Raw genomic sequence first — 24,740 nt, forward strand, 5'->3', positions numbered from 1 at the left:
GTCCCATAGGTCTAGTAAGGGAAACACAGCAGTATATCGCCGGTATTTCCTGGAAACCCTGTGTGGACCGTGATGAATGATTTGAATGTTCTGGTGTTGGAGGATGAGCCTTTTCAGCGCCTGGTAGCCGTCACAGCCCTGAAGAAAGTGGTGCCCGGATCGATCCTCGAGGCGGCGGACGGCAAGGAGGCGGTGGCGATCCTGGAGTCCTGCGGACACGTCGACATCGCCATCTGCGACCTGCAGATGAGCGGCATGGACGGCCTGGCGTTCCTTCGCCACGCAAGCCTGAGCGGCAAGGTCCATTCGGTGATCCTCAGCAGCGAGGTGGATCCCATCCTGCGCCAGGCCACCATTTCGATGATCGAGTGCCTGGGCCTCAATTTTCTCGGCGACCTCGGCAAGCCATTCAGCCTGGAGCGGATCACCGCCCTGTTGACCCGCTACAACGCTCGTCGCCAGGACCTGCCGCGACAGATCGAAGTCGCCGAGCTGCCCTCCGTGGCGGACGTGGTGCGCGGCCTCGACAATGGCGAGTTCGAAGCCTACTACCAGCCCAAGGTGGCCCTGGATGGCGGCGGCCTGATCGGCGCCGAGGTCCTGGCACGCTGGAACCACCCGCATCTCGGCGTATTGCCGCCGTCGCATTTCCTCTATGTGATGGAAACCTACAACCTGGTCGACAAGCTGTTCTGGCAACTGTTCAGCCAGGGGCTGGCGACGCGCAGGAAGCTGGCGCAGTTGGGGCAGCCGATCAACCTGGCGTTCAACGTCCATCCTTCGCAACTGGGTTCGCGTGCCCTGGCCGAGAACATCTCGGCGTTGCTGACCGAGTTCCACCTGCCGCCCAGTTCGGTGATGTTCGAGATCACCGAGACCGGGTTGATCAGCGCTCCTGCCAGCAGCCTGGAGAACCTCGTGCGTCTGCGGATCATGGGCTGCGGCCTGGCGATGGACGATTTCGGCGCCGGCTATTCGTCCCTCGACCGGCTCTGCGAGTTTCCCTTCAGCCAGATCAAGCTGGACAGAACCTTCGTCCAGAAGATGAAGACCCAGCCCAGGAGTTGCGCCGTCATCAGCAGTGTCGTGGCGTTGGCGCAGGCGCTGGGAATTTCCCTGGTGGTGGAAGGGGTGGAGAGCGACGAACAACGGGTACGCCTGATCGAACTCGGTTGCTCCATAGCCCAGGGCTACCTGTTCGCCCGGCCGATGCCGGAACAGCACTTTCTCGACTATTGCTCCGGATCCTGACGCCGCCGCCCTGGCCTCGGCTGCCTCTAGCCGAACGCCGGGCCTCGCGCCGGACGCGTTTCCTTTCCATACAACTGCCGGCCCTGCCGCACAGACCTTTCATGCGATCAAAACTATTCCTGCTGTTCTTCTGCCTGCTGCTGTCGGGCGGACGCCTGTTCGCCGTCGAAGCGCATCCGTCCCTGACGCTGTTCAGCCAGTTGCGCATCGAGCACGAGGACATGGCGATCGCCGAGGACGACTGGGCCTGGCTGCGCCACAAGGGTCACCTGAGACTCGGCGCGGCGCTGGACGAGACCTCGCCCTTCAACGTCCGGCTCGACGACGAGAACTACGAAGGCATAACGGCGGACGTCGCCACGCTGGTCGGGCAGTTGCTCGGCATGCGCATCAAGGTCGTGAGCTTCGATACCCATGCGGATGCCGTGGCGGCGCTCGCTGCCGGAAAGATCGACCTGCTTGGCAGCCATTACAGCTCGGCGGGTGATTCCTCCCTGGTGCTCAGCCAACCCTATGCCCGTGATCGATTGGCGGTGTTCAAGCGGATGGGGGAAAAGCGCAACTCGCCGGAGGATCTCGCCGGACTCAGCGTGGCGGTGGCCCGGGAGCATGTCGGGGAATTGCGCCAGCGTTTCCCGCGGGCGCGTTTCGTGGTCTTCGGCAGCCATGACGAGGCCGTTGCCGCGGTGGCTTTCGGACATACCGACCTGTATCTCGACGATGTGCTCAGCGCCTACCACCGGATCAATCGGTCCTATTACGGCTACGTGAGGTTCGAGCGGTTTGCCGATGCCCGCCTGGAAGGGGGCTACGGCTTCCTCCTTCGTCGCGGCGACACGAACCTGTTGCGCGTCGTCAACTCGGCCATCGGCGCGATCAACCAGGACCGTCTCGAAAGCATCGCCAGGCGCTGGGTCGGCAGCGGTTCCCTGCCAACGGGCCAGCGTATCGCGCTGACGCCGCAGGAGAGTCGCTGGATCGCTCGCCACCCGGTGGTGCGGTTGGTCATCAACGACGACCTGGCGCCGCTGGCCTTCTTCAATTCCGACGAGACCTTCTCGGGCATCGCCTCCGACCTGCTGGACATGATTTCCCGCCGCACCGGCCTGCATTTCCAGGTCACGCCTCGCAGTGGCGGCTTCCCCGAGCAGATCGGCGTATTGGCCAGGAAGGAGGCGGACCTGGCGATCATGAGCCGCAGCAGCAAGCGCGAGGAAATGCTGCGTTTCACCCGCTCGTTCCTGTCCACCTCGTACGTCCTCGTCACCCGGGCGGACGACAAGGGACGCGCGGATAGCCCCGGAAGCCTCGACGGCAAGCGCATAGCGATTCCCGCCGGCCATGTGGGCATGCAACAGGTGCGCGAGCGCTATCCGCAGGCCTCGATGGTGGAGGTCGGCGTCGCGCTGGATGCCATGAACCTGGTCTACGAAGGACGGGCCGACGCGGCGGTGGTGCCGCTGGTCACCGCTCGCTACTACATCGTCCGGTTGTTCCGCGAGAGGCTGGCGATCGCCGACCTGGTTCCCATCGGTGCGGCCACCGCCCACTTCGCCGTTCGCCGAGGCGACGCCGAACTCCAGTCGATTCTCGACAAGGCCTTGCTGAGCATCTCGCCGGACGACCTGAGCGATATCGTCAATCGCTGGCGCTCGCCGCCGGGAATGAGCGGCCAGACCTGGGTCGACTACATCCTGGTGATCACCGAGATCCTGGCGATCGCAGCGGCCTTGCTGCTGCTCTGCCTGGGCTGGGTCACTTATCAGCGCCGGCAGATCAGGGTGCGCGCGCGGGTCGAACAGGCGCTCAGCGACCAGTTGCGGTTCGTCGAGGCCCTGACCGACTGCATGCCTCCGCCGCTGTATGTGCGCGATGTCAACGGACGGATGCTGTCCTGCAACCGCAGCTACCTGCAGAGCGTCGGCTTGAGTTCCGAGGAGGTGATGAACCGCACCGTGCTCGAACTGCCCATGGAAAACTTCGAGACCGCTCCGGAGTTCCATCGCAGCTACCTGATGGCCATGCGCGAGGGCAGGACCATCGAGGCGGTCTACCCGGTGGCGCTGGGCGGTCGGGAGCGCTGGATCGACCACTGGATCCAGCCGTTCCGCGATTCCAGCGGGACCATCCGCGGTGTCATCTGTGGCTGGCTGGACATCACCGAGCACCGCCAGTTGATCGATGAGCTGGAAGAGGCAAAGAATCTGGCCGACGAAGCGAGCCGGGCCAAGACCACCTTCCTGGCGACCATGAGCCACGAGATCCGCACGCCGATGAACGCGGTGATCGGTATCCTCGAACTGGCGCTCAAGCGTGCCGAGACCGGTCGGGTGGACCGTTCCAGCATCGAGATCGCCTATGCCTCGGCGAAGAGCCTGCTGGAGCTGATCGGCGATATTCTCGACATCGCCCGCATCGAGTCAGGTCGCCTCAGCCTGTCGCCGAAACGGGCCAACCTGCGCGAGCTGGTGGAATCGGTGGCACGGGTATTCGAAGGCCTGGCCCGGCAAAAGCGCCTGAGCTTGGTGCTGGAGATCGATTCGAGCATCAACGGCGACGTACTGCTGGATGCCATGCGCTTCAAGCAGATCCTCTCCAACCTGGTCAGCAACGCGATCAAGTTCACCGACGAGGGCTCGATCCGCATCCGCATCGATGGCCGCCAGGTGGAGCCGTCGCTGTTGCAGGTCAATCTCTGTGTGGAAGACACCGGCATCGGTATTTCCCTGGGCGACCAGCAGCAGTTGTTCCGGCCTTTCGCCCAGGTCAACCGCAACCTGCAGAACACCGAGGGCACCGGGCTCGGCCTGGTGATCTCGCGCTCGCTGTGCGAAATGATGGGAGGGCGCCTGGTGATGAGCAGCGAGCTGGGGCAGGGTACGCGGATCGACATCGAGCTGCGCCTGCAGGTGCTGGAACCGATCGTCGAGAACGTGCGGGCGATCCCGCTCGGCAGTCGCCAGGCGCGGCGGTTGCAGGTGCTGGTGGTGGACGATCATGCGGTCAACCGGCAGATCCTCCATCAACAGCTGAGCTTCCTCGGTCATGACGTGGAGGAAGCGGAGAACGGCCTGAGCGCTCTCAACCTGTGGCATGGGCAACCGTTCGACATGGTCATCACCGACTGCCACATGCCGCTGATGAGCGGCTCCGACCTTGCCCGCTCGATCCGCCAGGAGGAGCGCGAGAATGGCGAGGAGCCGGTGGTCATCATCGGCCTCACCGCGGACGCCCAGCCGGAGGAGATCGAGCGCTGCATCCAGGCTGGAATGAACGAGTGCCTGATCAAGCCCATCGGCCTCGATGTCCTCGAGGAGCGCCTGCTGGCCCTGGGCTTCGCCGCCGACGAGCTGCCCGTCACCATCGATGCCGAACCCGTCGCCATACCGACGGCCCCCCGTCTCTACGACCTGGATTCCCTGCATGCGCTGACCGGCGGCGAGCCGACGATGCTCAGGCGGCTGCTCGACGAACTGCTGACCAGCAACCGCAAGGACCTGGAGACCCTCGAGGGACTGGTGCAACGCCAGGAGACCGGCGAACTGGCCGAGCTGGCGCATCGGATCAAGGGCGCGGCGAGGGTGGTGCGTGGCGAGCAACTGGTGGAAAGCTGCCGGCGCCTCGAGGATGCCTGCCTCAGCCCGAACGCCTCGTTCGCCTGGGTGGAAGAGTGCGCCGTTGGGGTGAAACTGGCGATCCTCGCCCTGGACGAAAGCCTGGTGGAAGAGTGCACGGATTGACGTGGCCCGCGCCCGTTGCCCGGGCGGTAAACCAATCGTCATCGCTTTGCCCGAGGATCGGGCATGTCCAGGCGCGGAAAAGACTACACTCCGGTTGGGGAGCCTTTTCCGCGGAGCCTGACCAAAGATCGGAATACCGCCCTCGCGGGCACCCCAGCCGATTCCTGCGGTCAGATAGTCCTTCTGGAGTGCGTTGAACGAAAGGAACCAAGCGATGGCCGACCTGACCAGCCTGAGCATCGAGCATCTTCGCTCGCCACGGCTGTATACCCACCGTCTGATCCTGCGGCCCTGGCTGGTGCAGGACCGGGCCAGGTTCGCCGAGCTGAATGCCGATCCACTGGTGATGGAGTTCTTTCCGTCCTGCCTGGATCGTGCCCAGAGCGACGCGTTGCTGCGCCGCATCGACGCGCACTTCGCCGAGCACGGTTTTGGCTGGTGGGCGCTGCAGGTCAAGGGCGGCGATCCTTTCATCGGCTACGTGGGGCTGGAGGTCGTGGACTTCGATGCGCCCTTCGTACCCGCGGTGGCCATCGGCTGGCGTCTCGCCGCCGAGCATTGGGCGGAGGGCTTCGCCCACGAGGCGGCCGAGGCGGCGCTGAGCTACGCCTTCGATACCCTTGGCCTGGACCAGGTGGTGGCTTTCACCGTACCGGCCAACGAGAACTCCCTGGGGCTGATGGAGCGCCTGGGGATGCATCGCGATCCCACCGACGACTTCGAGCATCCCGACCTGCCTCCCGGCCACCGCTTGCGGCATCATGTGCTGTACCGGTTGACGCGCGAGGACTGGCTTCGCAGATGAGTCGGCCGTTTCCGAAAAGGCCTCCCATGAACGCGAACCTTCCCCCTTCCGCCATTTCCGAACTGCATGGCCCGCGCCTGCTGCTGCGCGCCTGGCGCGACAGCGACCGCGAGGCGTTCGCCGAGATGTGCGCCGACCCGCAGGTAATGGAATTCTTCCCCAGTGTGCTCGACCGCGCGCAGAGCGACGCCTTGGTCGATCGCGTCCAGGCGCATTTTGCCGAGCGTGGCTACGGGCCCTGGGCCCTGGAGCTACCGGGCGAGGCGGTGTTCATCGGATTCACCGGCCTGTTCGACGTGACCATGGACGTGCACTTCGCCCCGACCGTGGAGATCGGCTGGCGCCTGGCGCCCGCCTACTGGGGGCGTGGACTCGCCCGCGAAGCGGCGGAAACCGCCTTGGACTTCGCCTTCGAGCGGCTGCGCCTGCCCGAGGTGGTGGCCTTCACCACGCCGCCCAACCGCCGCTCCTGGGGATTGATGGAGCGCCTGGGCATGCGTCGCGATCCGGCCGAGGATTTCGGCCACCCACTCCTGGCAGCGGATCACCCGATGCGCCGGCATATCCTCTATCGCGTCGACGCGGCCCGCTGGGCGGAGCGGTGAACATGGGCGACGGCGGCGGCGAGGTGCTCTCCTACCATCGCCTCAGCATGCATCGCCCGGAGCGCTACGCACCCGGTCCCGGCGGACTGGACTGGGCGACCCAGCCGGCGCCGTTCCGCCAGTACCGGGGCTGCCGGCAAATCGAACTGCTGCATCGGCCGCTGGAGGAGTCGCCACCCTACGACGGGGTGTTTTCCGGGCCGGCGGCCGCGCCCTCTCGGCTCGATCGCCGCAGCCTCTCGCAGATGCTCTACGACGGATTGGCGCTGTCGGCCTGGAAGGAGGCCGGCGGCACTCGCTGGGCGCTGCGGGTCAATCCGTCGAGCGGCAACCTGCATCCCACCGAAGCCTACCTGCTGCTTCCCGGCGGTACCCTGGAGCCGGCGCCGCTGCTCGCCCACTACCGTCCCGACAAGCATGCCCTGGAGGTGCGCGGCGAACTGCCGGCGCCGCTGGCTTCGCTGCTGGATGACTGCTTGCCGCCCGGCGGCTGCCTCCTGGCATTGACCAGCGTGCACTGGCGCGAGGCCTGGAAATACGGTGAGCGAGCCTATCGCTACTGCCAGCATGACCTCGGCCACGCGCTGGCCTGCCTCTCGATCGCCGCGGCGATCCAGGGCTGGGAGATGCGCCTGCTGCGCGGCGTCGCCGAAAGCGCACTGGACGGCCTGTTCGGCCTTGACCGGGACGGCTTCGCCGAGTGCGAGAGCGTCGACGCACTGTTCTGGATCGGGCCGGCGCTCACGCAGGAGCCTTCCCTTTCGCCGCGCCTGTGCGAAGGACTGGCGGCCCTGCCGTTGGCCGGCGCGCCGAACCGGCTGTCGCGGGAGTACCGGGACTGGCCGGAGTTGCAGCGGATACATGGGCTATGTCGGGCGCCGCGCCTGCCGGCACGCCCGTGGAGGGTCGCACCGGGCGAGCCCGGCAACGACAACCCCGGCCTGCCGCTGCGACCGCTGCTGCATCGGCGGCGTAGCGCGCAGCGCATGGACGGGCGCGCCGGCATCGATGTCGGGCTGCTGCGGGCCTGGCTGCGCAGGCTGCTGCCGGAGCGCTCGCCGGTGCCTTTCGCGGTCACCGGCGAGGCCGCGCGGGTCGATCTGCTGCTGTTCGTCCATCGCGTCCGGGGCCTGGTGCCGGGGTTGTACTGGCTGGACCGCAGCGGCCTGCGGCGGCCGCCGATGCGCGAGGACTTCCTCTGGCAGCACGTCGATCCGGAGTTGCCGCTGTACCTGTTGCAGGAAGGCGATGCACGCGCGCTGTCGGCGTATCTCTCCTGCCAGCAGGACATCGCCGGCGACGGCTGCGTCGCGCTCGCCATGCTCGCCCATCTCGGCGCGGCGCTCGAAGAAGGTCCCTGGTGCTATCCGCGGCTGTACTGGGAATGCGGGCAGGTCGGCCAGTTGCTCTACCTCGAGGCGGAGGCCGCCGGGCTGTCTGGGACGGGTATCGGCTGCTACTACGACCCCCTGGTGCATGAGCTGCTTGGACTAACGGATGAGTCCATGGCCAGTCTCTACCATTTCACCCTCGGCCGCGCGGTGTGGGACACTCGTCTTTGCAACATGCCCGCGTACCCGGCCATGCGCCGCGACTAGCCCGTCGACAGCCCGAATTCGAGGAAACACCCCATGACCCAGATACTGGACAACCTGGTGGCTTTGCTGAGCCTGGAACCCATCGAGGAGAACCTGTTCCGGGGCATGAGCCAGGATCTCGGCTTCCGCCAGCTCTATGGCGGCCAGGTCCTGGGGCAGGCGCTGTCGGCGGCCAGCCAGACGGTGGAGGACGATCGCCACGTACACTCCATGCACGGCTACTTCCTGCGTCCCGGCGACGCCAGCATGCCGGTGGTGTACCAGGTGGACCGGGTGCGCGACGGCGGCAGCTTCAGCACCCGCCGGGTCACCGCGATCCAGAAAGGCCAGCCGATCTTCACCCTGAGCAGCTCCTTCCAGTACGACGAGGAAGGTTTCCACCACCAGATCGAGATGCCCGAGGTGGTTGGCCCGGATAATCTGCCTTCGGAACTGGAGCTGACCCGCCAGCGCGCCGAGCGGATTCCCGAGCGCATCCGCGACAAGCTGCTGTATCCGAAGCCCATCGAGATTCGTCCGGTCACCCAGCACGACCCCTACGACCCGCAGCCCGACGAACCGGTGAAGTACCTCTGGTTCCGTGCCGACGGCAAGCTGCCGGACGTCCCGGCGCTGCACAAGTACCTGCTGGCCTACGCCTCGGACTTCGGTTTCCTTACCACCTCGATGCAGCCCCATGCCGTTTCGGTGTGGCAGAAGACCATGCAGGTCGCCAGCCTCGACCACGCCCTGTGGTTCCACCGCGACCTGCGCGCGGACGAGTGGCTGCTCTACGCCATCGACAGCCCCTGGGCCGGCAACGCACGCGGTTTCGTGCGCGGCAGCATCTTCAACCAGAGCGGCCAGCTGGTCGCCTCGTCGAGCCAGGAAGGCCTGATCCGCAAGCGTGAGGACTGGGCGTGAGGCTGGCCGACATCCGCCACTGGGTGTTCGACATGGACGGCACCCTGACCCGGGCCGTGCACGACTTCCCGGCGATCCGCCGAGCGCTGGACATCCCCGAGCAGGACGACATCCTGCTGCACCTCGCCGCCCTGCCCGAGGCCGAGGCGGCGGCCAAGCACGCCTGGCTGCTCGAACACGAGCGCGCCCTGGCCGAGGCCGCGCGGCCGGCGCCGGGCGCACTGGAACTGGTGCGCGAGTTGCAGCGGCGCGGCGTGCGCCTGGGCATCCTGACCCGCAACGACCACCAGTTGGCGCTGATCACCCTCGAAGCGATCGGCCTGGGCGGCTGCTTCCCCACCGAGCACATCCTCGGGCGCGGCGAGGCGCGGCCCAAGCCGGACCCTGATGGCTTGCTGCGCATCGCCCGACGCTGGAACGTGACGCCGGCGGAGCTGGTGATGGTCGGCGACTACCGTTTCGACCTCGACTGCGGACGCGCCGCGGGTAGTCGCACGGTGCTGGTCAACCTGCCGGAAAACCCCTGGCCGGAGCTGGCCGACTGGCACGCTGCCGATTGCCATGCGTTGCTCGAGCAACTGCAAACGCCGTAGGAATATCCGGCGGAAAACCTCGAGGGCGGCAGCGCCAGCGGCTCCCCGAAAACGAAAAAAGCGCAGGAAGCCAGGCTCCTGCGCTTTTTTCCTGCGCATCCGTGCGGGATGCGGCGGCCGTTATCAGCCGTTGATCGCGTCGGTCAGTGCCTTGGCCGGAACGAACTTGGCTACACGCTTGGCAGCGATCTCGATCGCCTTGCCGGTCTGCGGGTTGCGGCCGGTGCGCGCGGGACGCTCGGAGACCTTCAGCTTGCCGATACCCGGCAGGGTGATTTCGCCATCGTTCTCCAGGGCGTCCTTGACGATCTCGGCGAGCTGGTCGAGCGCGCTGCGAACGGTGGTCTTCTGCGCGTCGATGGCTTCGGCGATGTCCTGGATCAGTTGGTCTTTGGTCAGTGCCATGGTGGTGTAGCTCCTTGGTAAAAGACTGCGCGAGGGGCCTCGCACAGAAACGGGCGTGATTTTAAACAGCTTGGCGCGAATAAGGTTCCCTTTTCTCCGCTTATTTGTTTCCTCGCACGACGCGCATGACAGAGCCGTTACAGAGGTTTTCGCGGCTGTCCGGAATGATGCCGGCGTCGGTTGCCCGACGCATCCTCATGGTTCTGCCAGGGCGCATGCCTCCGGTTCTTAGTTAAGGATTATTGGTTATTTATAGGTTAGGGTTTCATCCATTAGGGTTATAAGCAGGACATCCCGTCCCTTTCCATCACCGGAGCCTGCTTACCTCGCGCCAACGCCTGGCCCTCGCTCCCCGTTCGAGGTGCCGCATGAGCGAAGCCCGGCTCCACTCGCCCGACCCCAGGACACCGCGACCCATGGCCGGTTGGGCGGCAAGCCTGCGCGACAGTGGACTGCTGGCGCTGGCAGTGCCGCGCGTGTTCGCCGGCATGGAGCGGGACTGGGGGGAAATCTTCGCTGGCGTCCGCCACCTGGCCGAGCAGGAACTCGAGCTGGCACGGCGCCTGGCCCTGCATCATCTGCAGATCGCTTCCATTCGCCTGCTGGGTAGTCCTGAACAGCAGCGCCGCCTGTTGCCGGCCAGCGTCGAGCGCCGCTGGCTGTGGAGCGAGGCGGTCGATCTGCGGCGCGCCCAGCCCGAAGCGCAGGAGCACTGGCGGGGCGGTTTCCTGGTGGGTGGACGGGGTAGCGATTGCTTCGCCGTGGAAGACGTGGATCGCTTGCTGATCTCAGCCTGGCACGCGCCCTCCCGCGCTCACCTGATCGCTGTCGCCGAAACGGGGCGGGCAGGCATCGACATCTCCGGCCTCGCCGATGGTTCGGGGCTGTTCTTGCCCGCCGGGCAGCGGCTGCATTACCAGCGGCTGCGGCTGCATCCCGAGGACATCCTGGTGCCGCCCGGCCTGCCGCCGACCCCGTGCGGGCAACTGCGCGAAGGCTTGACCCGATTGGCCCAGGCCAACCTCGACCTGGGCCAGGCTGCGCGGGTGCCGGGCGACGTGGCGGGGCAGGGAGAGGCGCCGCGTCTCCTCGCCCTCGCGCTGCGTCTTGTCGAACTGGCGGCGGAGTCCTTCCAGGCGGCATTCGCCCGCGGCGGCGCGCTGACATTCCGCGAAAGCGCGGCGGCGTCGCTGCTGGCGAGCGAGGCGGAGGCGGTGGCCCGCGCCGGGCTGCTCGCCTGCCTGCGCCGACAGGCCCTGGAAGCCCGTTTGCTGGGCGCGGCCCTGTAGGGACGGGGGCATGGAGCAAGGGCGGAAGGGCATCCGGGGGCGCATTCGCGCTCATAAACTAATTCCAAAATATTATTTATATCGAGTTTTTTATATCTGTAATCTGCATCGCACCGGACCACCGGACTTGCTGTCGCCACCCATTGCCCGTCCCTGGTCCGTTCTCCTCCGGAGCGCGGCACCGTTGCCTCCGAGGTTCGCCCGATGAAACGCCCGAATTCCCTGCACCGCCTGGTGGCAGCCCTGGCCTTTGCCAGCCTTTCCGTCGCCGCCCAGGCCGCCGACATCACGGTCGGCTACCAGACCGGCATCGACCCGACCAAGGTGCCCCAGGCCGATGGCCTGTACGAGAAAGCCATCGGGGAGAAGATCGACTGGCGCCGCTTCAACAGCGGTCCGGAAGTGATCGCCGCGCTCGCCTCCGGAGACCTGCAACTCGGCAACATCGGGTCCAGCCCGTTGGCAGCGGCGACCTCGCGGAAGCTGCCGATCGTCGCCTTCATCGTTTCCGCGCAGATCAACGCCGCCGAGGCGCTGGTGGTGCGCAATGGAAGCGGGATCGGGAAACCCGAGGACCTAGTCGGCAAGACTATCGCTACCCCGTTCGTTTCAACCTCCCACTACAGCCTGCTCGGCGCCCTCAAGCACTGGAAGATCGATCCGTCCAAGGTGAAGATCGTCAACCTCAACCCGGCCGAGATCGCTGCCGCCTGGCGTCGCGGCGACATCGACGGGGCCTTCGTCTGGTCGCCGGCGCTGGGCGAGATCAAGAAAAGCGGCAAGGTCCTCACCGACGCCGCCGAAGTCGGCCAGTGGGGTGCGCCGACATTCGAGGTGTGGGTGGCGCGCAAGGACTTCGCCGAGAAGCATCCTGAAATCGTCGCCCGCTTCGCCCGCGTCAGCCTCGATTCCTTCGCCGACTACAACGCGCACAAGGCCGAATGGACCGCCGACTCCGAGCCGGTGAAGAAGATCGCCCGGCTGACCGGCGCCGATCCCAGGGACGTCCCCGAACTGCTGGCCGGCTCGACCTTCCCGGAAAGCCAGGCGCAACTGTCCGCCGACCTGCTCGGCGGCGGCACCGCCAAGGCTATCGCCGGCACTGCCGAATTCCTCAAGGAACAGAAGCGCGTGCCGGCCGTCCTCGGCGACTACTCGCCCTACGTCAGCGCCGACTTCGTGCGCCAGGCGGAGCAGGTCCAGGTCGGCCAGCGCTGAATTCCGCGCCTCCGCTCCGGCCTGTCGGAGCGGAGGCTTTCTTACCCTACGGAGGGCAGAACACATGAGCCGTCTGACGGCCGAGGCGATCAGCCTCTCATTCGAACAGCGCGGCCAGCGCCGCGCCATCCTCCGCGATCTCAGCCTGGGCCTGGCCAAGGGCGAGTCGCTGGTGGTGCTGGGTCCTTCGGGCTGCGGCAAGTCGACACTGCTGAACATCCTTGCCGGTTTCCAGAAGCCGAACCAGGGACGCGTGCAGATCGACGGCCGGACACTCGAAGGGCCTGGCGGCGAGCGCGGCGTGGTATTCCAGGACGACGCCCTGATGCCCTGGCTCAACGCCCTCGACAACGTCGCCCTGGGCCTGCGCATCCGTGGCCTGGGCAAGGCCGAGCGCACCGCGCGGGCGCGCCAGGTCCTGCAACTGGTGGGCCTCCAGGAGTACGCCGAGCAGTCCGTCGCTCAGCTCTCCGGCGGCCAGCGGCAACGCCTCGGGCTGGCACGCGCGCTGGCGGTCGAGCCGGACTTCCTGCTGCTCGACGAGCCGTTCGGCGCGCTCGACGCGCTGACCCGCGAGCGCATGCAGGTGCTCCTGCTGGACCTGTGGAAGCAGACCGGCAAGGGCCTCTTCCTGATCACCCACAGCGTCGACGAAGCCCTGTTCCTGGCTACCGACCTGGTGGTGATGGACGGCCCGCCGGCGCGCATCGTCAAGCGCCTGCCGGTGGACTTCGCGCGGCGTTACGCCGCCGGCGAAACGGTGCGTTCGATCAAGGCTGATCCCGAGTTCGGCCGTTTGCGCCAGGCGTTGCTGGACGAATTCCTCGATGTCGCGGAGGCCGAACATGCCCACTGATACCCTCGGACTCGCCGTTGCCAATCCTGTCCCGCGCAAGCGCCGTCTGCCCGGCGACCGTCGGCGCTGGGCCGCCGGTGCCAGCGTGCTGGCCCTGGCCCTGCTGTGGTGGGCGGCGACCCGTTTCGGCTGGGTCGACGTGCTGTTCCTGCCGGCGCCCGAACAGCTCTTCGAAGCCCTGCAACGGCTATGGCAGGAGGGCTACCTCGATGCCAGCCTGCTGCAACACGTCGGCACCAGTCTGCTGCGGGTGCTCCTGGCGCTCGGCGCGGCGGTGCTGACGGCGATCCCGCTGGGCGTGCTGATGGGCCTCAATCCCTTGGCCGGAGCGGCCCTCGATCCGCTGGTGGAGTTCTACCGGCCGATCCCGCCGTTGGCCTACCTGCCGTTGATCGTCATCTGGTTCGGCATCGGCGAGCTGAGCAAGGTGCTGCTGATCTACCTGGCGCTGTTCGCGCCGCTGCTGATCGCTACCGCCGCCGGCGTGCGTCGCGTCGACCGATCGCGGGTGCAGGCGGTGCGCTGCCTGGGGGCCAGCCGCTGGCAGGTGGTGCGCTACGTGATCCTGCCGAGTGCCTTGCCGGAGGTCCTCACCGGCCTGCGCATCGCCCTCGGCGTCGGCTGGTCGACCCTGGTCGCCGCCGAGCTGATCGCGGCCAACCGAGGCCTCGGCTTCATGGTCCAGTCCGCCGCGCAATTCCTCGCCACCGACGTGGTGGTGGTCGGCATCCTGCTGATCGCCGCCATCGCCCTGGCCTTCGAACTGGGGCTGCGCTGGGTCCAGCGGCGCTTCGCCGCCTGGGGTTGAGCGCGAGAGTCCCGAGTCATTTCCGAACCGGCCTTCACTCACGCGGCGAAGGCCGGAGCGAGGGCGCGCAGGGCGCGCCCGCAACCTGCCCGACGAGTAGCACGACATGAGCCTGACCATCCAACCCATCAGCCCGGCCCTGGGCGCCATCGTTTCCGGCATCGACCTCGGCGCGCCGCTGGACGACACCGGCCAGCGGGCCATCGAGCAGGCCCTGCTCGAACACCAGGTGCTGTTCTTCCGCGACCAGTCGCTGGAACCCAGGAGCCAGGCGCGCTTCGCCGCCCGCTTCGGCGACCTGCACATCCATCCGATCTACCCCAGCGTGCCGGAGCAGCCGGAGGTCATCGTCCTCGACACCGCGGTCACCGACGTGCGCGACAATGCCATCTGGCACACCGACGTGACCTTCCTCGAGACCCCGGCGCTGGGAGCCGTGCTCGCCGCCAAGCAATTGCCGCCGTACGGCGGCGACACCCTCTGGGCGAGCAGCACGGCGGCCTACGAGGCGCTGTCGGCGCCGCTGCGGCGTCTGCTGGACGGCCTCACGGCGACCCACGACATCGGCAAGTCCTTCCCCCGCGAGCGCTTCGGCGTCACGGAGGCCGACCTGGCGCGCCTGGAGGAGGCCCGCCTGAAGAATCCGCCGCGCTCGCATCCGGTGGTGCGCACCCATCCGGTCACCGGGCGCAAGTGCCTGTTCGTCAGCGATGGCTTCACCACCCGCATCAACGAACTGGAGCCGGCCGAGAGCGATGCGCTGCTGAAGTTCCTCTTCGCCCATGCCACGCGACCTGAATTCACCGTGCGCTGGCGCTGGCAGGAAAACGACGTGGCGTTCTGGGACAACCGCGTGACGCAGCACTACGCGGTGGACGATTACCGGCCCCAGCGGCGGGTCATGCATCGCGCCACCATCCTCGGCGACAAGCCCTTCTGACGCCGCCGCGCGCGGGCTTCCTCCGGCGGCCCGCGCCGGCAACTGTCCGTTCCGCCAGCTTTTGCTCTCGAAAAGGTCGCCTCTGCGACATTCGCTGTCGTGTCCCGGCGTGCCGCTCTCGCCTAAGCTTGGCGGGTCCAATTGTTTCGAGAGTTTTCATCCATGCAAGAACGCATCCCGGATGAGCTGACCCTGCCAGAGCTCACCCTGCGTGGCCTGATCCTCGGTGCGCTGATCACCGTGGTCTTCACCGCCTCCAACGTCTACCTCGGTCTGAAGGTCGGCCTGACCTTCGCCTCGTCGATCCCGGCGGCGGTGATCTCGATGGCCGTCCTGCGCTACTTCTCCGGCGCCAACATCCTCGAGAACAACATGGTGCAGACCCAGGCCTCGGCGGCCGGCACCCTGTCCTCGATCATCTTCATCCTTCCCGGCCTGCTGATGATCGGCTACTGGAGTGGCTTCCCGTTCTGGCAGACCGCGGCGATCTGCTCCATCGGCGGCATTCTCGGGGTGCTCTATACCATTCCGCTGCGCCGGGTGATGGTGGTGCAGAGCGAACTGCCGTATCCGGAAGGGGTGGCGGCGGCGGAAATCCTCCGGGTCGGCAGCGACGGCGCCGAGGACGAGGAAGACGCCCGCGCGCCGCGTGCCGCCGGTAACGCGCCGGGGCTCTACGATATCCTCGGCGGCGGCCTGGTGGCGGCGCTGTTCAGCCTCTGGAGCAGCGGCTTCAAGGTTCTCGCCGAAGGCTTCAGCGTCTGGCTCAGTGCCGGGCAGGCGGCGTTCCGCCTTTCCACCGGTTTTTCCCTGGCGCTGGTCGGTGCCGGCTACCTGATGGGCATCACCGCCGGCATCGCGATCCTCATCGGCGTGGTGATCTCCTGGGGCGTCGCGGTGCCGCTGCTGACCGTCAACAGCGTGCCGGCCGACGGCCAGAGCCTGTCGGACCTGGCCACCCAACTGTGGAGTTCGCAGGTGCGCTTCCTCGGCGCCGGCACCATCGGCGTGGCCGCGCTGTGGACCCTGGCGACCCTGTTCAAGCCGATGGTGCGGGGCGTCTGGGCCTCCCTCGGGGCAGTGCGCGGCAATAGCCAGGCGAACAGCCTGCGCACCGAGCTGGACATGCCGGCCAAGTGGATCCTGCTGATCGCCGGGATACTGCTGGTCTCGCTGTTCGTGGTCTTCAGCCACTTCCTCGGTGCCGCCGCGCCGGACATGGCCAGCCCGCAGTTCTGGAGTCTGGTGGCGGTATGCGTGGTGTTCGCCTTCTTCTTCGGCTTCCTGATCGCCGCCGCCTGCGGCTACATGGCCGGCCTGGTCGGTTCGTCGAGCAGTCCGATCTCGGGGATCGGAATCATCGCGGTCATCCTGGTGTCGTTGCTGATACTCGGCTTCGGCAGCATCGAGGGCGGCCTGCTGGACCGCCAGAACGGCAAGCTGGCGATCGCCCTGGCGCTGTTTACCACCTCGGTGGTGCTGGCCATCGCGGCGATCTCCAACGACAACCTGCAGGACCTCAAGACCGGCTACCTGGTCGGCGCCACGCCCTGGCGCCAGCAGGTCGCGCTGATCGTCGGCTGCATCGTCGGCGCGCTGGTGATCCCCCCGGTGCTGGAACTGCTCTACAGCGCCTACGGCTTCACCGGGGCCCTGCCGCGCGAGGGAATGGACCCCGGCCAGGCCCTGGCCGCGCCGCAGGCGACCCTGATGACGGCGATCGCCAGCGGGATTTTCCACGACGCGCTGAACTGGAACATGATCCTCATCGGCGTCGCCCTGGGCATCGCCCTGATCCTCGTCGACCTGCTCCTGCGCCGTACCGGCAAGGCCTGCCTGCCGGTGCTGGCGGTGGGCCTGGGGATCTACCTGCCGCCGACCATCGGCATGACCCTGGTGGTCGGTGCGCTGATTTCCTGGCTGCTGGAAAATGCCCTGAAGAAGCGTGCGGCGGCGGCCGGGGTCGACGAAGAGGCTTATGCCGAAGAGCCGAAGCGACGCGGCGTGCTGCTGGCTTCGGGGCTGATCGTCGGCGAGAGCCTGATGGGCATCCTGCTCGCCGGGGTGATCGGCGCCACCGGCGAGGACGCGCCGCTGGCGCTGGCCGGCGCCGGCTTCGCGGGCATCGCCCAGTGGCTGGGACTGGTGGTATTCGTCGCGATCTGCGTGCTGTTCTACCGGCGAGTGCTGGCGCGCTGAGGGATTCGCAGCTGCACGGGGATGGGATGTTGCCGCTAGCGTCATTCCCCGCGGACAGGGACGGAGGATGAGGGAAGGGGCGCCCTGCGCGCCCCCTTTTCCTGCGCTCAACGCACCAGGTGCAGGAACTGCAGGTGCCGCTCGTACTGGTCGAGCATGTCGTTGATGATCTGCTCCTTGGTGTAGCCCATCAGATCGTAGTCCTGGCTACCTTCGGCGAGATGCACCTCGGCACGGAAGTAGCGGCGATTCTTCAGGTGCAGGCCGCCCATGCCGGCACGCGCGAAGGACGGCGTGAAGTAGCCGCGCATCAGCACCTGGTAGAGGAACCGATGCTGCTCGCCATGACCGATCTCCAGGCTCAGCGAGGCGTTGCCCGGGTCGAGCTGGGCGTCCACCGCCAGGCCCTTCTCGCGGAACACCTCGGAAACCTCGCTGATCGCCGGGCGCACCACGTCGTTCATGAAGCGGTACACCTCGTCCCGCGAGGGGAAGTGCACGGCCTGCGACAGGCGTCGCTTCCAGCCGCCGGAGCGCTTGCCGTTGCCGCTCATCAGCGGCGCCAGGGAGTGGCTCCGCGCCCGCTGGCGCTGCGACTCCATGTAGAAGGCCTTGTGCAGGCCCCACATCATCAATAGCAGGATCAGCGAGAAGGGCAGGGAGGTCAGCACCACCGCCGACTTCAGCGCGTCGATGCTGCCGGCGAACAGCAGCCCGCCGGTGACCAGCGCGGTGACCGAGCCCCAGAACACCCGCAGCCACTTCGGCCCGTCGTCGTCGGCGCTGCCGCCGTGGGCGGAGAGGGTGGAGAGGACCACGGTGCCGGAGTCCGCCGAGGTGACGAAGAAGACGAAGCTGACCAGCACCGTGACGGTGATCACCGCGCGGCTCCAGGGGTAGTTCTGGAGCATCTGGTAGAGGGCCATCGACGGCTGCTCGATGGCCACCCGGCCGAGTTCGCTGGCGCCGCCGAGGGCCTGCTCCAGGGCGCTGTTGCCGAAGATCGACATCCACGCCAGGGTGAAGCCGAGCGGGATGAACAGCACGCCGAAGACGAATTCGCGGATCGTCCGGCCGCGCGAGATGCGCGCGATGAACAGGCCGACGAAGGGCGCCCAGGCGATCCACCAGGCCCAGTAGAACACCGTCCACGAGCCCAGCCAGTCGCTGGGGCCGCCGTAGGCGTAGAGGTCGAAGCTCTTGCCCGGCAGGTGGCCGAGGTAGTCGCCGACGTTCTGCACCAGGGTGTTGAGCAGGTGCTGGGTCGGACCGGCGAACAGCACGAACAGCAACAGGCTGCAAGCCAGCAGCATGTTGATGTCGGAGAGGATGCGGATGCCCTTGTCGACCCCGGAGACCGCCACCGAGATCGCCGCGCCCATCATCAGCACGATGAGCACCATCTGCACCGCATGGGTATGCGGGATGGCGTACAGGTAGTCCAGCCCGGAGTTGAGCTGGAGCACGCCGAAGCCCATGTCGGCGCCGAGGCCGAACACCGTGGCGATGATGCCGAAGCAGTCCACCGTGTAGCCGATCGGCCCGTTGATGCGCTTGCCGATCAACGGGTAGAGCGCCGAACGCAGGGCCAGCGGCAGGTTGTGGCGGTAGGCGAAGTAGGCCAGCGCCATCGCCACCAGGGCGAACACGCCCCAGCCGTGCAGGCCCCAGTGCAGGAACAGCAGTTCCATGGCCTGCCGCGCGGCTTCCTGGGTACCGGCCTCGCCTTGCGGCGGCTGGAGGAAGTGGGTCAGCGGTTCGGATACGCAGAAGAAGAACAGGGTGATGCTGATGCCGGCGGCGAACAGCATGCCGGCCCAGGACAGGTAGCTGAATTCCGGCTCGTCGTGGTCGGCACCGAGCTTGATCTTGCCGTAGCCGGAAAGCGCGGTGACCACCACGAAGATCAGGTACAGCGTCATCGCCAGCAGGTAGTACCAGCCGACGGTCTGCGAGGCCCAGGTCTGCGCGGCCAGCAGCCATTCGCCGGCGCGCTGGGGGAAGCCGATGACCACTGCGGCGAACAGCAGGATCAGGATCGCCGCACCGTAGAACACCGGGGGATTCATGCGGATGGGCGTGGGGGTGGAGGGGGTGGCGGAGGGCGATTGTGCGTCAGTCAAAACAGGCTGGTCTCCTCGTCCTTAATTTGATCAAGCGTTCAATATAAACACGATCAAGGGCTCGGGAGCCAATCCTTCGGACGTATGGAAGCCTTCGGCGCCGCGCTTTTCCCGCACGTTCGCCGAAGGATTCCTTCAGTTCGCCGCCAGTCCCAAGCGCCGCCTTCCCACCTCCTCGTCGCCGCCTGCCTGCTCGGTGGCCAGTTGCAGGAGCAGGGCCTGTACCTGCTCCAGCGACGGCGCTCCGGCTTGGCCGAGCAGGCGCCGCAGACCGGCCAGCGATGGGTCTGGCGTTGCCCCGCCAAAATTCAGATGCTGCGGCAGGATTTCTTCCTTGTCGCTGACCAGCAGGGCGAAGTGGACGACGTTTTCCAGCTCGCGGATGTTGCCTGGCCAGGGATAGCTCTCGAGGACCCGCTGGGTTTCCACGCCGATGGCCGGCACCGGCAGGTCCAGGCGCTGGGCATAGACGCCGATGAAGTATTCCGCCAGCGGCAGGATGTCTCCCGGACGTTCGCGCAATGGCGGCAGGCTCAGGCGGCCGTCGTGCAGGTACTGCTGCAGGCCGGCCAGGAACTTGCCGGCGCGCACCGCCTGGTCCAGGTCGACGCTGGTGGCGGTGACCAGGCGCACGTCATGGGGAATCGGCTGCTGCGCGCCGACCCGCAGCACCTCGCGTTCCTCCAGCGTCTGTAGCAGCCTGGCCTGCAGCGTCAGCGGCAGGTCGGCGATCTCGTCCAGGTACAGGGTGCCGCCATTGGCCGAACCGAACCAGCCGGCGCGGCTGCCGACCGGGCCGTTATGGGCGCCGGGAGCGTAGCCGAACAGCTCGGCTTCGGCATGGTTGCGACTGAGGGCGCTGCAACTGACCGCGACGAACAGACCGGCGCGTTCGCTGTGGCGGTGGATCTGCCGGGCGAGCAGCTCCTTGCCGGTGCCGGTCTCGCCTTCGATCAGCACCGGCTGGCCCTGTGGCGCGAGGCGCTCGAGTTCTTCGCGGACCCGGTGCGAGCGTGGGTCGAAGAACACCAGGGCCTTGGCGCGGATGCTCAGCGGACTGCGGTCGGCGTCGGGGAAGGTCAGCGGCGCGGGGCGTGGTTTCTCGCTCATGGGTAACTCCTTGGCGGCACGGGGCGCCTCCAGCGCCTGCGCCGCGACGACGGCCGGAACGGCTGCGGGCGGGGGCCGTTGCGGAAAAAGAAACGCCGGTGCAAGCCATGCGACACCGGCGTGAACAAGGGGCGCTGCAACGGCGCCCAGCGTGGGAGTCGGGACGGGCTGGGGTCAGAAGGCCGGGACCACCGCGCCGGCATATTTCTTCTCGATGAAGGCTTTCACTTCCGGGCTGGTCAGCGCGGCGGAAAGCTTCTTCAGGGCGTCGCTGTCCTTGTTGTCAGGACGCGCCACCAGGTAGTTCACATAGGGCGAATCGCGGTCTTCCAGGACCAGCGCGTCCTTGGCCGGGTTGAGCTTGGCCTCCAGCGCGTAGTTGGTGTTGATCAGGTCCAGGTCGACCTGGTCCAGCACGCGCGGCAGCAGGGCCGATTCGAGTTCCTTGAATTTCAGGTTCTTCGGGTTCTCGGCGATGTCCTTGGGCGTGGCCAGGGCGTTGTTCGGATCCTTCAACTTGAGTAGGCCGGCCTTCTGCAACAGCAGCAGGGCGCGCCCGCTGTTGCTGCCTTCGTTGGGAATGGCGACGGTGGCGCCGTCGGGCAACTCGGCCAGCGACTTGTATTTCCTCGAATAACCACCGAAGGGCTCGACGTGTACGCCGACCACGGTGACCAGGTTGGTGCCCTTGCCTTTGTTGAAGTTCTCCAGGTACGGCAGGGTCTGGAAGTAGTTGGCGTCCAGGCGCTTCTCGGCGACCTGCACGTTGGGCTGCACGTAGTCGGTGAACACCTTGATCTGCAGGTCGACGCCTTCCTTCGCCAGGGTCGGCTTGATCAGCTCGAGGATTTCCGCGTGGGGGATCGGCGTGGCGGCGACGAGGAGCTTTTCCGCTGCGTTGGCGGAAACGCTGATGACGGAGGCCAGGGCAGTCAGCAGGAGCAGTTTTTTCATTCTTCGATCCTTGTAGGGCGATGTCCGCCGCTGCGTTCAGGGCGGTGAAGGAGGGGCGCCAACACGCGAGGGGCGGCTTGAAGGGGAGAGTAGCGACTCTTTTTATTCCATAAAAATATTATTTGTTTATTTTTATATTCTATTAATGAATATGAGAGAGCTGAGGCAATTTGTCTCGCGACAACCGACCACAGCAGGACGGTCTAGGCTAACGGGTAAGATTTTCGTACCGAATTGCTCTGCATCAAGGCGGGCGGTCCGGGAATCTGCTTGCGACCCTTCCCGCATTCCTGCCATCCAGGGCTGCGGTCGCTTTCCAATGACAAGAACGATAGCTGAAGGATGTGTTCCAAAACCTTGCGTAGCGTTGCGCGTGAGGAAGCACGGCCGAATCCGCACGTAAGCCGGAAGGGCCGAGAACCTGAAGAGGAGTTGCCATGTTCGGATTGGAGGCTATCGACCTTGCCCGCATCCAGTTCGCGTTCACCGTGTCCTTCCACATCATCTTCCCGGCGATCACCATCGGGTTGGCCAGCTACCTGGCCGTACTGGAAGGCCTCTGGCTGAAAACGAACGAAGAGGTCTACCGCGACCTCTATCATTTCTGGTCGAAGATTTTCGCGGTCAACTTCGGCATGGGCGTGGTGTCCGGGCTGGTCATGGCGTACCAGTTCGGCACCAACTGGAGCCATTTCTCCGACTTCGCCGGGTCCATCACCGGTCCGCTGCTGACCTACGAGGTGCTCACCGCGTTCTTCCTCGAGGCCGGTTTCCTCGGGGTCATGCTGTTCGGCTGGAACCGCGTGGGACCGGGCCTGCATTTCTTCGCCACGGTGATGGTGGCGATCGGCACGCTGATCTCGACGTTCTGGATCCTCGCTTCCAACAGCTGGATGCAGACCCCGCAGGGTTTCGAGATCGTCGACGGCCGGGTGATCCCGGTGGACTGGCTGGCGGTGATCTTCAACCCGTCGTTCCCCTACCGCCTGCTGCACATGTCGGTCGCCGCGTTCCTCGCCACCGCCTTCTTCGTCGGCGCCTCGGCCGCCTGGCACCTGCTGCGCGGGCGCGACAACCCGGCGATCCGCAAGATGCTCTCGATGGCCATGTGGATGGCGCTGATCGTCGCCCCGGTACAGGCGCTGATCGGCGACGCCCATGGCCTCAATACCCTGGAGCACCAGCCGGCGAAGATCGCCGCGATGGAAGGCCACTGGGACAACAGCAGCGGCGAGCCGACCCCGCTGATCCTGTTCGGCTGGCCGGACATGCAGCGCGAGGAAACCCGCTTCAAGGTGGAGATCCCGGTGCTCGGCAGCCTGATCCTCAAGCACAGCCTGACCGAGCCGATCCCGGCGCTGAAGGACTTCCCGCCGGAAGACCGGCCGAACTCCACCGTGGTGTTCTGGTCGTTCCGGATCATGGCCGGCCTCGGCATGCTGATGATCCTGGTCGGCGTCTGGAGCCTGTGGCTGCGCTGGCGCGGCCAGGACAAGCTGTTCAACTCGAAGGCCTTCCTGCGCCTGACCCTGCTGATGGGACCGTCCGGCCTGATCGCGATCCTCGCCGGCTGGTTCACCACCGAGATGGGCCGCCAGCCCTGGGTGGTCTACGGACTGATGCGCACCGCCGACGCCTCCTCGGCGCAGAGCGTGACGCAGATGAGCCTGACCCTGCTGACCTTCGTGGTGGTGTACTTCTCGCTGTTCGGCGTCGGTATCGGCTACATGATGCGCCTGGTGCGCAAGGGCCCGGTCACCCATGAGGGACGCGAGACCAACCCGGGAGGCGCCGGGCAGAAGCGCACGCCGGCACGGCCGTTGTCGGCCGCCGGCGAAGGTTTCGACGAAGAGCACGACGGCCACGCGCAAGCGGCCGACCGCGACCAGGACAAGAGGAACTGAGACATGGGTATCGATCTTCCCCTCATCTGGGCGGTCATCATCATCTTCGGCATCATGATGTACGTGGTGATGGACGGCTTCGACCTGGGCATCGGCATGCTCTATCCGTTCTTCAAGGACAGCGGCGACCGCGATGTGATGATGAACACCGTGGCGCCGGTCTGGGACGGCAACGAGACCTGGCTGGTGCTGGGCGGCGCGGCGTTGTTCGGGGCCTTCCCGCTGGCCTACGCGGTGGTCCTGTCGGCGCTCTACCTGCCGTTGATCTTCATGCTCGTCGGGCTGATCTTCCGCGGCGTCGCCTTCGAGTTCCGCTTCAAGGCCAAGCCGGCCAAGCAGCACATCTGGGACAAGGCGTTCATCGGCGGTTCGCTGGTGGCGACCTTCTTCCAGGGCGTGGCGCTGGGCGCCTTCATCGAAGGCATCCCGGTGGAGAACCGCAGCTTCGCCGGCGGTTCGCTGGACTGGATCGCGCCGTTCCCGCTGTTCTGCGGCCTGGCCCTGATCGTCGCCTACACCCTGCTCGGCTGCACCTGGCTGATCATGAAGACCGAAGGCCGCCTGCAGGAGCGCATGCACGACCTGGCGCGCCCGCTGGCGTTGGTGCTGCTGGCGATCATCGGGGTGGTCAGCCTGTGGACGCCGCTGGCCCATGCCGAGATCGCCGCACGCTGGTTCAGCCTGCCGAACCTGTTCTGGTTCCTGCCGGTGCCGATCCTGGTCCTGGTGACCTTCTATGCGCTGCTGCGCTCGGTGGCCAACAACGACCACGTGAAGCCGTTCGTGCTCACCCTGGTGTTGATCTTCCTCGGCTACAGCGGCCTGGGGATCAGCCTGTGGCCGAACATCATCCCGCCGGCGGTGAGCATCTGGGAGGCCTCGGCGCCGCCGCAGAGCCAGGGCTTCATGCTGGTCGGCGCGCTGTTCATCATTCCCTTCATCCTCGGCTACACCGCCTGGAGCTACTACGTGTTCCGCGGCAAGGTGAAGCACGGCGATGGCTATCACTGAGGAGGCGCCGCATATGGTCCGTACGCCGAGTCATCCCGAACGAGATAGCGCGGCCAAGCCAGCGCTCTGGCGACGCCTTGCCTGGCTGGCGGGTATCTGGACCGCCAGCGTGCTGGCCCTGGGCGTCGCCGCCTGGCTGATGCGCCTGTTCATGAGCGCGGCGGGGCTGGGCGTCCCGCACTGATCGACGATCCCATCCGGGCGCTCCGGCGCCCTTTTCCGAGAGCCCTCCGCTGGAGGGCTTCTTTTTGTCCGCCGATCCGCCAGTGCTCGGTGTTGCGCCGTAGGGCGTCAATCCTCGCGTTCCCGCCTTGCACCATCCAGGCCGGTTCGGCGGATAACCGCGCTGCGGTTATGCGCCCTACGGGAGCGGCGGATGCGCCCTACTGAAGCCTTGGTAGGGCGAATAACGCCGCAGGCGTTATCCG

The 24,740-nt window shown here is 66.5% G+C and carries 20 protein-coding genes; 16 read left to right on the plus strand and 4 right to left on the minus strand.

Going from position 1 to position 24,740, the window contains the following annotated elements; genetic code table 11:
* Positions 1–72 precede the first annotated feature (72 nt).
* The 7 genes from rocR to HMPREF3014_RS15765 all read left to right on the plus strand — a co-directional run bounded on the left by rocR (position 73) and on the right by HMPREF3014_RS15765 (position 9,495).
* Positions 73–1,251 (plus strand): two-component system response regulator cyclic di-GMP-specific phosphodiesterase RocR, encoded by a 1,179-nt coding sequence (gene rocR / locus HMPREF3014_RS15735; RefSeq protein WP_003106013.1) that lies wholly within the window; start codon positions 73–75, stop codon positions 1,249–1,251.
* A gap of 101 nt (positions 1,252–1,352) precedes the next feature.
* Entirely contained in the window at positions 1,353–4,991 is a 3,639-nt protein-coding gene (locus HMPREF3014_RS15740; protein WP_023087009.1) for a transporter substrate-binding domain-containing protein, read from the plus strand.
* Between the two features lie 214 nt (positions 4,992–5,205).
* Complete coding sequence (locus tag HMPREF3014_RS15745; protein WP_003106016.1) at positions 5,206–5,796, plus strand: GNAT family N-acetyltransferase; 591 nt, start codon at positions 5,206–5,208, stop codon at positions 5,794–5,796.
* A 26-nt stretch (positions 5,797–5,822) separates the two neighbouring features.
* Positions 5,823–6,401, plus strand: coding sequence for a GNAT family N-acetyltransferase (locus HMPREF3014_RS15750; RefSeq protein ID WP_023087010.1), 579 nt, complete (start codon positions 5,823–5,825; stop codon positions 6,399–6,401).
* 2 nt (positions 6,402–6,403) lie between these two features.
* The gene (locus HMPREF3014_RS15755) at positions 6,404–7,999 is read left to right on the plus strand and encodes a SagB/ThcOx family dehydrogenase (RefSeq protein ID WP_023087011.1); all 1,596 of its coding nucleotides are present in this window, start codon (positions 6,404–6,406) and stop codon (positions 7,997–7,999) included.
* A 33-nt stretch (positions 8,000–8,032) separates the two neighbouring features.
* Positions 8,033–8,902, plus strand: coding sequence for an acyl-CoA thioesterase II (tesB, locus tag HMPREF3014_RS15760; protein WP_003093084.1), 870 nt, complete (start codon positions 8,033–8,035; stop codon positions 8,900–8,902).
* The gene (locus tag HMPREF3014_RS15765) at positions 8,899–9,495 is read left to right on the plus strand and encodes an HAD family hydrolase (RefSeq protein ID WP_003107576.1); all 597 of its coding nucleotides are present in this window, start codon (positions 8,899–8,901) and stop codon (positions 9,493–9,495) included. Before tesB ends, HMPREF3014_RS15765 begins: the two co-directional genes overlap by 4 nt.
* Before the next feature lie 123 nt (positions 9,496–9,618).
* On the opposite strand, the gene HMPREF3014_RS15770 is transcribed toward HMPREF3014_RS15765, so the two are convergent.
* Positions 9,619–9,945, minus strand: coding sequence for an HU family DNA-binding protein (locus HMPREF3014_RS15770; protein WP_223198316.1), 327 nt, complete (start codon positions 9,943–9,945; stop codon positions 9,619–9,621).
* A 323-nt stretch (positions 9,946–10,268) separates the two neighbouring features.
* On the opposite strand from HMPREF3014_RS15770, the gene HMPREF3014_RS15775 reads away from it, so the two are divergent.
* The 6 genes from HMPREF3014_RS15775 (at position 10,269) to HMPREF3014_RS15800 (ending at position 17,210) form a co-directional block, all read left to right on the plus strand.
* Complete coding sequence (locus HMPREF3014_RS15775; RefSeq protein ID WP_003143037.1) at positions 10,269–11,189, plus strand: acyl-CoA dehydrogenase family protein; 921 nt, start codon at positions 10,269–10,271, stop codon at positions 11,187–11,189.
* A gap of 204 nt (positions 11,190–11,393) precedes the next feature.
* Positions 11,394–12,407 (plus strand): taurine ABC transporter substrate-binding protein, encoded by a 1,014-nt coding sequence (tauA, locus tag HMPREF3014_RS15780; protein WP_023087012.1) that lies wholly within the window; start codon positions 11,394–11,396, stop codon positions 12,405–12,407.
* Between the two features lie 64 nt (positions 12,408–12,471).
* Positions 12,472–13,263, plus strand: a complete 792-nt coding sequence (locus HMPREF3014_RS15785; RefSeq protein WP_023085563.1) for a taurine ABC transporter ATP-binding protein — start codon at positions 12,472–12,474, stop codon at positions 13,261–13,263.
* Positions 13,253–14,071: an ABC transporter permease subunit gene (locus HMPREF3014_RS15790; protein WP_003114312.1), complete on the plus strand. Its 819-nt coding sequence runs from the start codon at positions 13,253–13,255 to the stop codon at positions 14,069–14,071. Before HMPREF3014_RS15785 ends, HMPREF3014_RS15790 begins: the two co-directional genes overlap by 11 nt.
* Before the next feature lie 106 nt (positions 14,072–14,177).
* On the plus strand, positions 14,178–15,011 hold the full coding sequence (tauD, locus tag HMPREF3014_RS15795; RefSeq protein WP_023087013.1) for a taurine dioxygenase: 834 nt from the start codon (positions 14,178–14,180) through the stop codon (positions 15,009–15,011).
* A 162-nt stretch (positions 15,012–15,173) separates the two neighbouring features.
* A complete protein-coding gene (locus tag HMPREF3014_RS15800) occupies positions 15,174–17,210 on the plus strand; it encodes an OPT family oligopeptide transporter (protein ID WP_003114310.1) in 2,037 nt (678 codons plus the stop codon).
* Positions 17,211–17,317: 107 nt separating this feature from the next.
* Here the strand turns inward: HMPREF3014_RS15800 and betT are convergent, their stop codons facing one another.
* The 3 genes from betT to HMPREF3014_RS15815 all read right to left on the minus strand — a co-directional run bounded on the left by betT (position 17,318) and on the right by HMPREF3014_RS15815 (position 21,397).
* Entirely contained in the window at positions 17,318–19,279 is a 1,962-nt protein-coding gene (gene betT / locus HMPREF3014_RS15805; RefSeq protein ID WP_016852485.1) for a choline BCCT transporter BetT, read from the minus strand.
* Between the two features lie 189 nt (positions 19,280–19,468).
* Entirely contained in the window at positions 19,469–20,443 is a 975-nt protein-coding gene (locus HMPREF3014_RS15810) for a sigma 54-interacting transcriptional regulator (RefSeq protein ID WP_016253026.1), read from the minus strand.
* A gap of 174 nt (positions 20,444–20,617) precedes the next feature.
* Positions 20,618–21,397, minus strand: a complete 780-nt coding sequence (locus HMPREF3014_RS15815; protein WP_003118275.1) for a MetQ/NlpA family ABC transporter substrate-binding protein — start codon at positions 21,395–21,397, stop codon at positions 20,618–20,620.
* Positions 21,398–21,834: 437 nt separating this feature from the next.
* On the opposite strand from HMPREF3014_RS15815, the gene cioA reads away from it, so the two are divergent.
* The 3 genes from cioA to HMPREF3014_RS15830 are packed head-to-tail and all read left to right on the plus strand — an operon-like array spanning position 21,835 to position 24,496.
* Positions 21,835–23,301, plus strand: a complete 1,467-nt coding sequence (cioA, locus tag HMPREF3014_RS15820; RefSeq protein ID WP_003103027.1) for a cyanide-insensitive cytochrome bd quinol oxidase subunit I — start codon at positions 21,835–21,837, stop codon at positions 23,299–23,301.
* A 3-nt stretch (positions 23,302–23,304) separates the two neighbouring features.
* A complete protein-coding gene (cioB, locus tag HMPREF3014_RS15825) occupies positions 23,305–24,312 on the plus strand; it encodes a cyanide-insensitive cytochrome bd quinol oxidase subunit II (RefSeq protein ID WP_003093053.1) in 1,008 nt (335 codons plus the stop codon).
* A gap of 13 nt (positions 24,313–24,325) precedes the next feature.
* On the plus strand, positions 24,326–24,496 hold the full coding sequence (locus HMPREF3014_RS15830; protein ID WP_003103026.1) for a DUF2474 domain-containing protein: 171 nt from the start codon (positions 24,326–24,328) through the stop codon (positions 24,494–24,496).
* The last annotated feature ends 244 nt before the right edge of the window (positions 24,497–24,740 follow it).

Source organism: Pseudomonas sp. HMSC065H01, assembly GCF_001815235.1.
GTDB lineage: Bacteria > Pseudomonadota > Gammaproteobacteria > Pseudomonadales > Pseudomonadaceae > Pseudomonas > Pseudomonas aeruginosa.

Coding starts and splice junctions, on each gene's coding strand:
- tauA (WP_023087012.1), top strand. CDS start 11,394: ATGAAACGCCCGAATTCCCTGCACCGCCTGGTGGCAGCCCTGGCCTTT.
- HMPREF3014_RS15755 (WP_023087011.1), top strand. CDS start 6,404: ATGGGCGACGGCGGCGGCGAGGTGCTCTCCTACCATCGCCTCAGCATG.
- cioA (WP_003103027.1), top strand. CDS start 21,835: ATGTTCGGATTGGAGGCTATCGACCTTGCCCGCATCCAGTTCGCGTTC.
- HMPREF3014_RS15785 (WP_023085563.1), top strand. CDS start 12,472: ATGAGCCGTCTGACGGCCGAGGCGATCAGCCTCTCATTCGAACAGCGC.
- HMPREF3014_RS15745 (WP_003106016.1), top strand. CDS start 5,206: ATGGCCGACCTGACCAGCCTGAGCATCGAGCATCTTCGCTCGCCACGG.
- HMPREF3014_RS15810 (WP_016253026.1), bottom strand. CDS start 20,443: ATGAGCGAGAAACCACGCCCCGCGCCGCTGACCTTCCCCGACGCCGAC.
- HMPREF3014_RS15790 (WP_003114312.1), top strand. CDS start 13,253: ATGCCCACTGATACCCTCGGACTCGCCGTTGCCAATCCTGTCCCGCGC.
- HMPREF3014_RS15775 (WP_003143037.1), top strand. CDS start 10,269: ATGAGCGAAGCCCGGCTCCACTCGCCCGACCCCAGGACACCGCGACCC.
- HMPREF3014_RS15740 (WP_023087009.1), top strand. CDS start 1,353: ATGCGATCAAAACTATTCCTGCTGTTCTTCTGCCTGCTGCTGTCGGGC.
- HMPREF3014_RS15800 (WP_003114310.1), top strand. CDS start 15,174: ATGCAAGAACGCATCCCGGATGAGCTGACCCTGCCAGAGCTCACCCTG.
- HMPREF3014_RS15815 (WP_003118275.1), bottom strand. CDS start 21,397: ATGAAAAAACTGCTCCTGCTGACTGCCCTGGCCTCCGTCATCAGCGTT.
- tauD (WP_023087013.1), top strand. CDS start 14,178: ATGAGCCTGACCATCCAACCCATCAGCCCGGCCCTGGGCGCCATCGTT.
- cioB (WP_003093053.1), top strand. CDS start 23,305: ATGGGTATCGATCTTCCCCTCATCTGGGCGGTCATCATCATCTTCGGC.
- HMPREF3014_RS15750 (WP_023087010.1), top strand. CDS start 5,823: ATGAACGCGAACCTTCCCCCTTCCGCCATTTCCGAACTGCATGGCCCG.
- HMPREF3014_RS15830 (WP_003103026.1), top strand. CDS start 24,326: ATGGTCCGTACGCCGAGTCATCCCGAACGAGATAGCGCGGCCAAGCCA.
- rocR (WP_003106013.1), top strand. CDS start 73: ATGAATGATTTGAATGTTCTGGTGTTGGAGGATGAGCCTTTTCAGCGC.
- betT (WP_016852485.1), bottom strand. CDS start 19,279: ATGAATCCCCCGGTGTTCTACGGTGCGGCGATCCTGATCCTGCTGTTC.
- tesB (WP_003093084.1), top strand. CDS start 8,033: ATGACCCAGATACTGGACAACCTGGTGGCTTTGCTGAGCCTGGAACCC.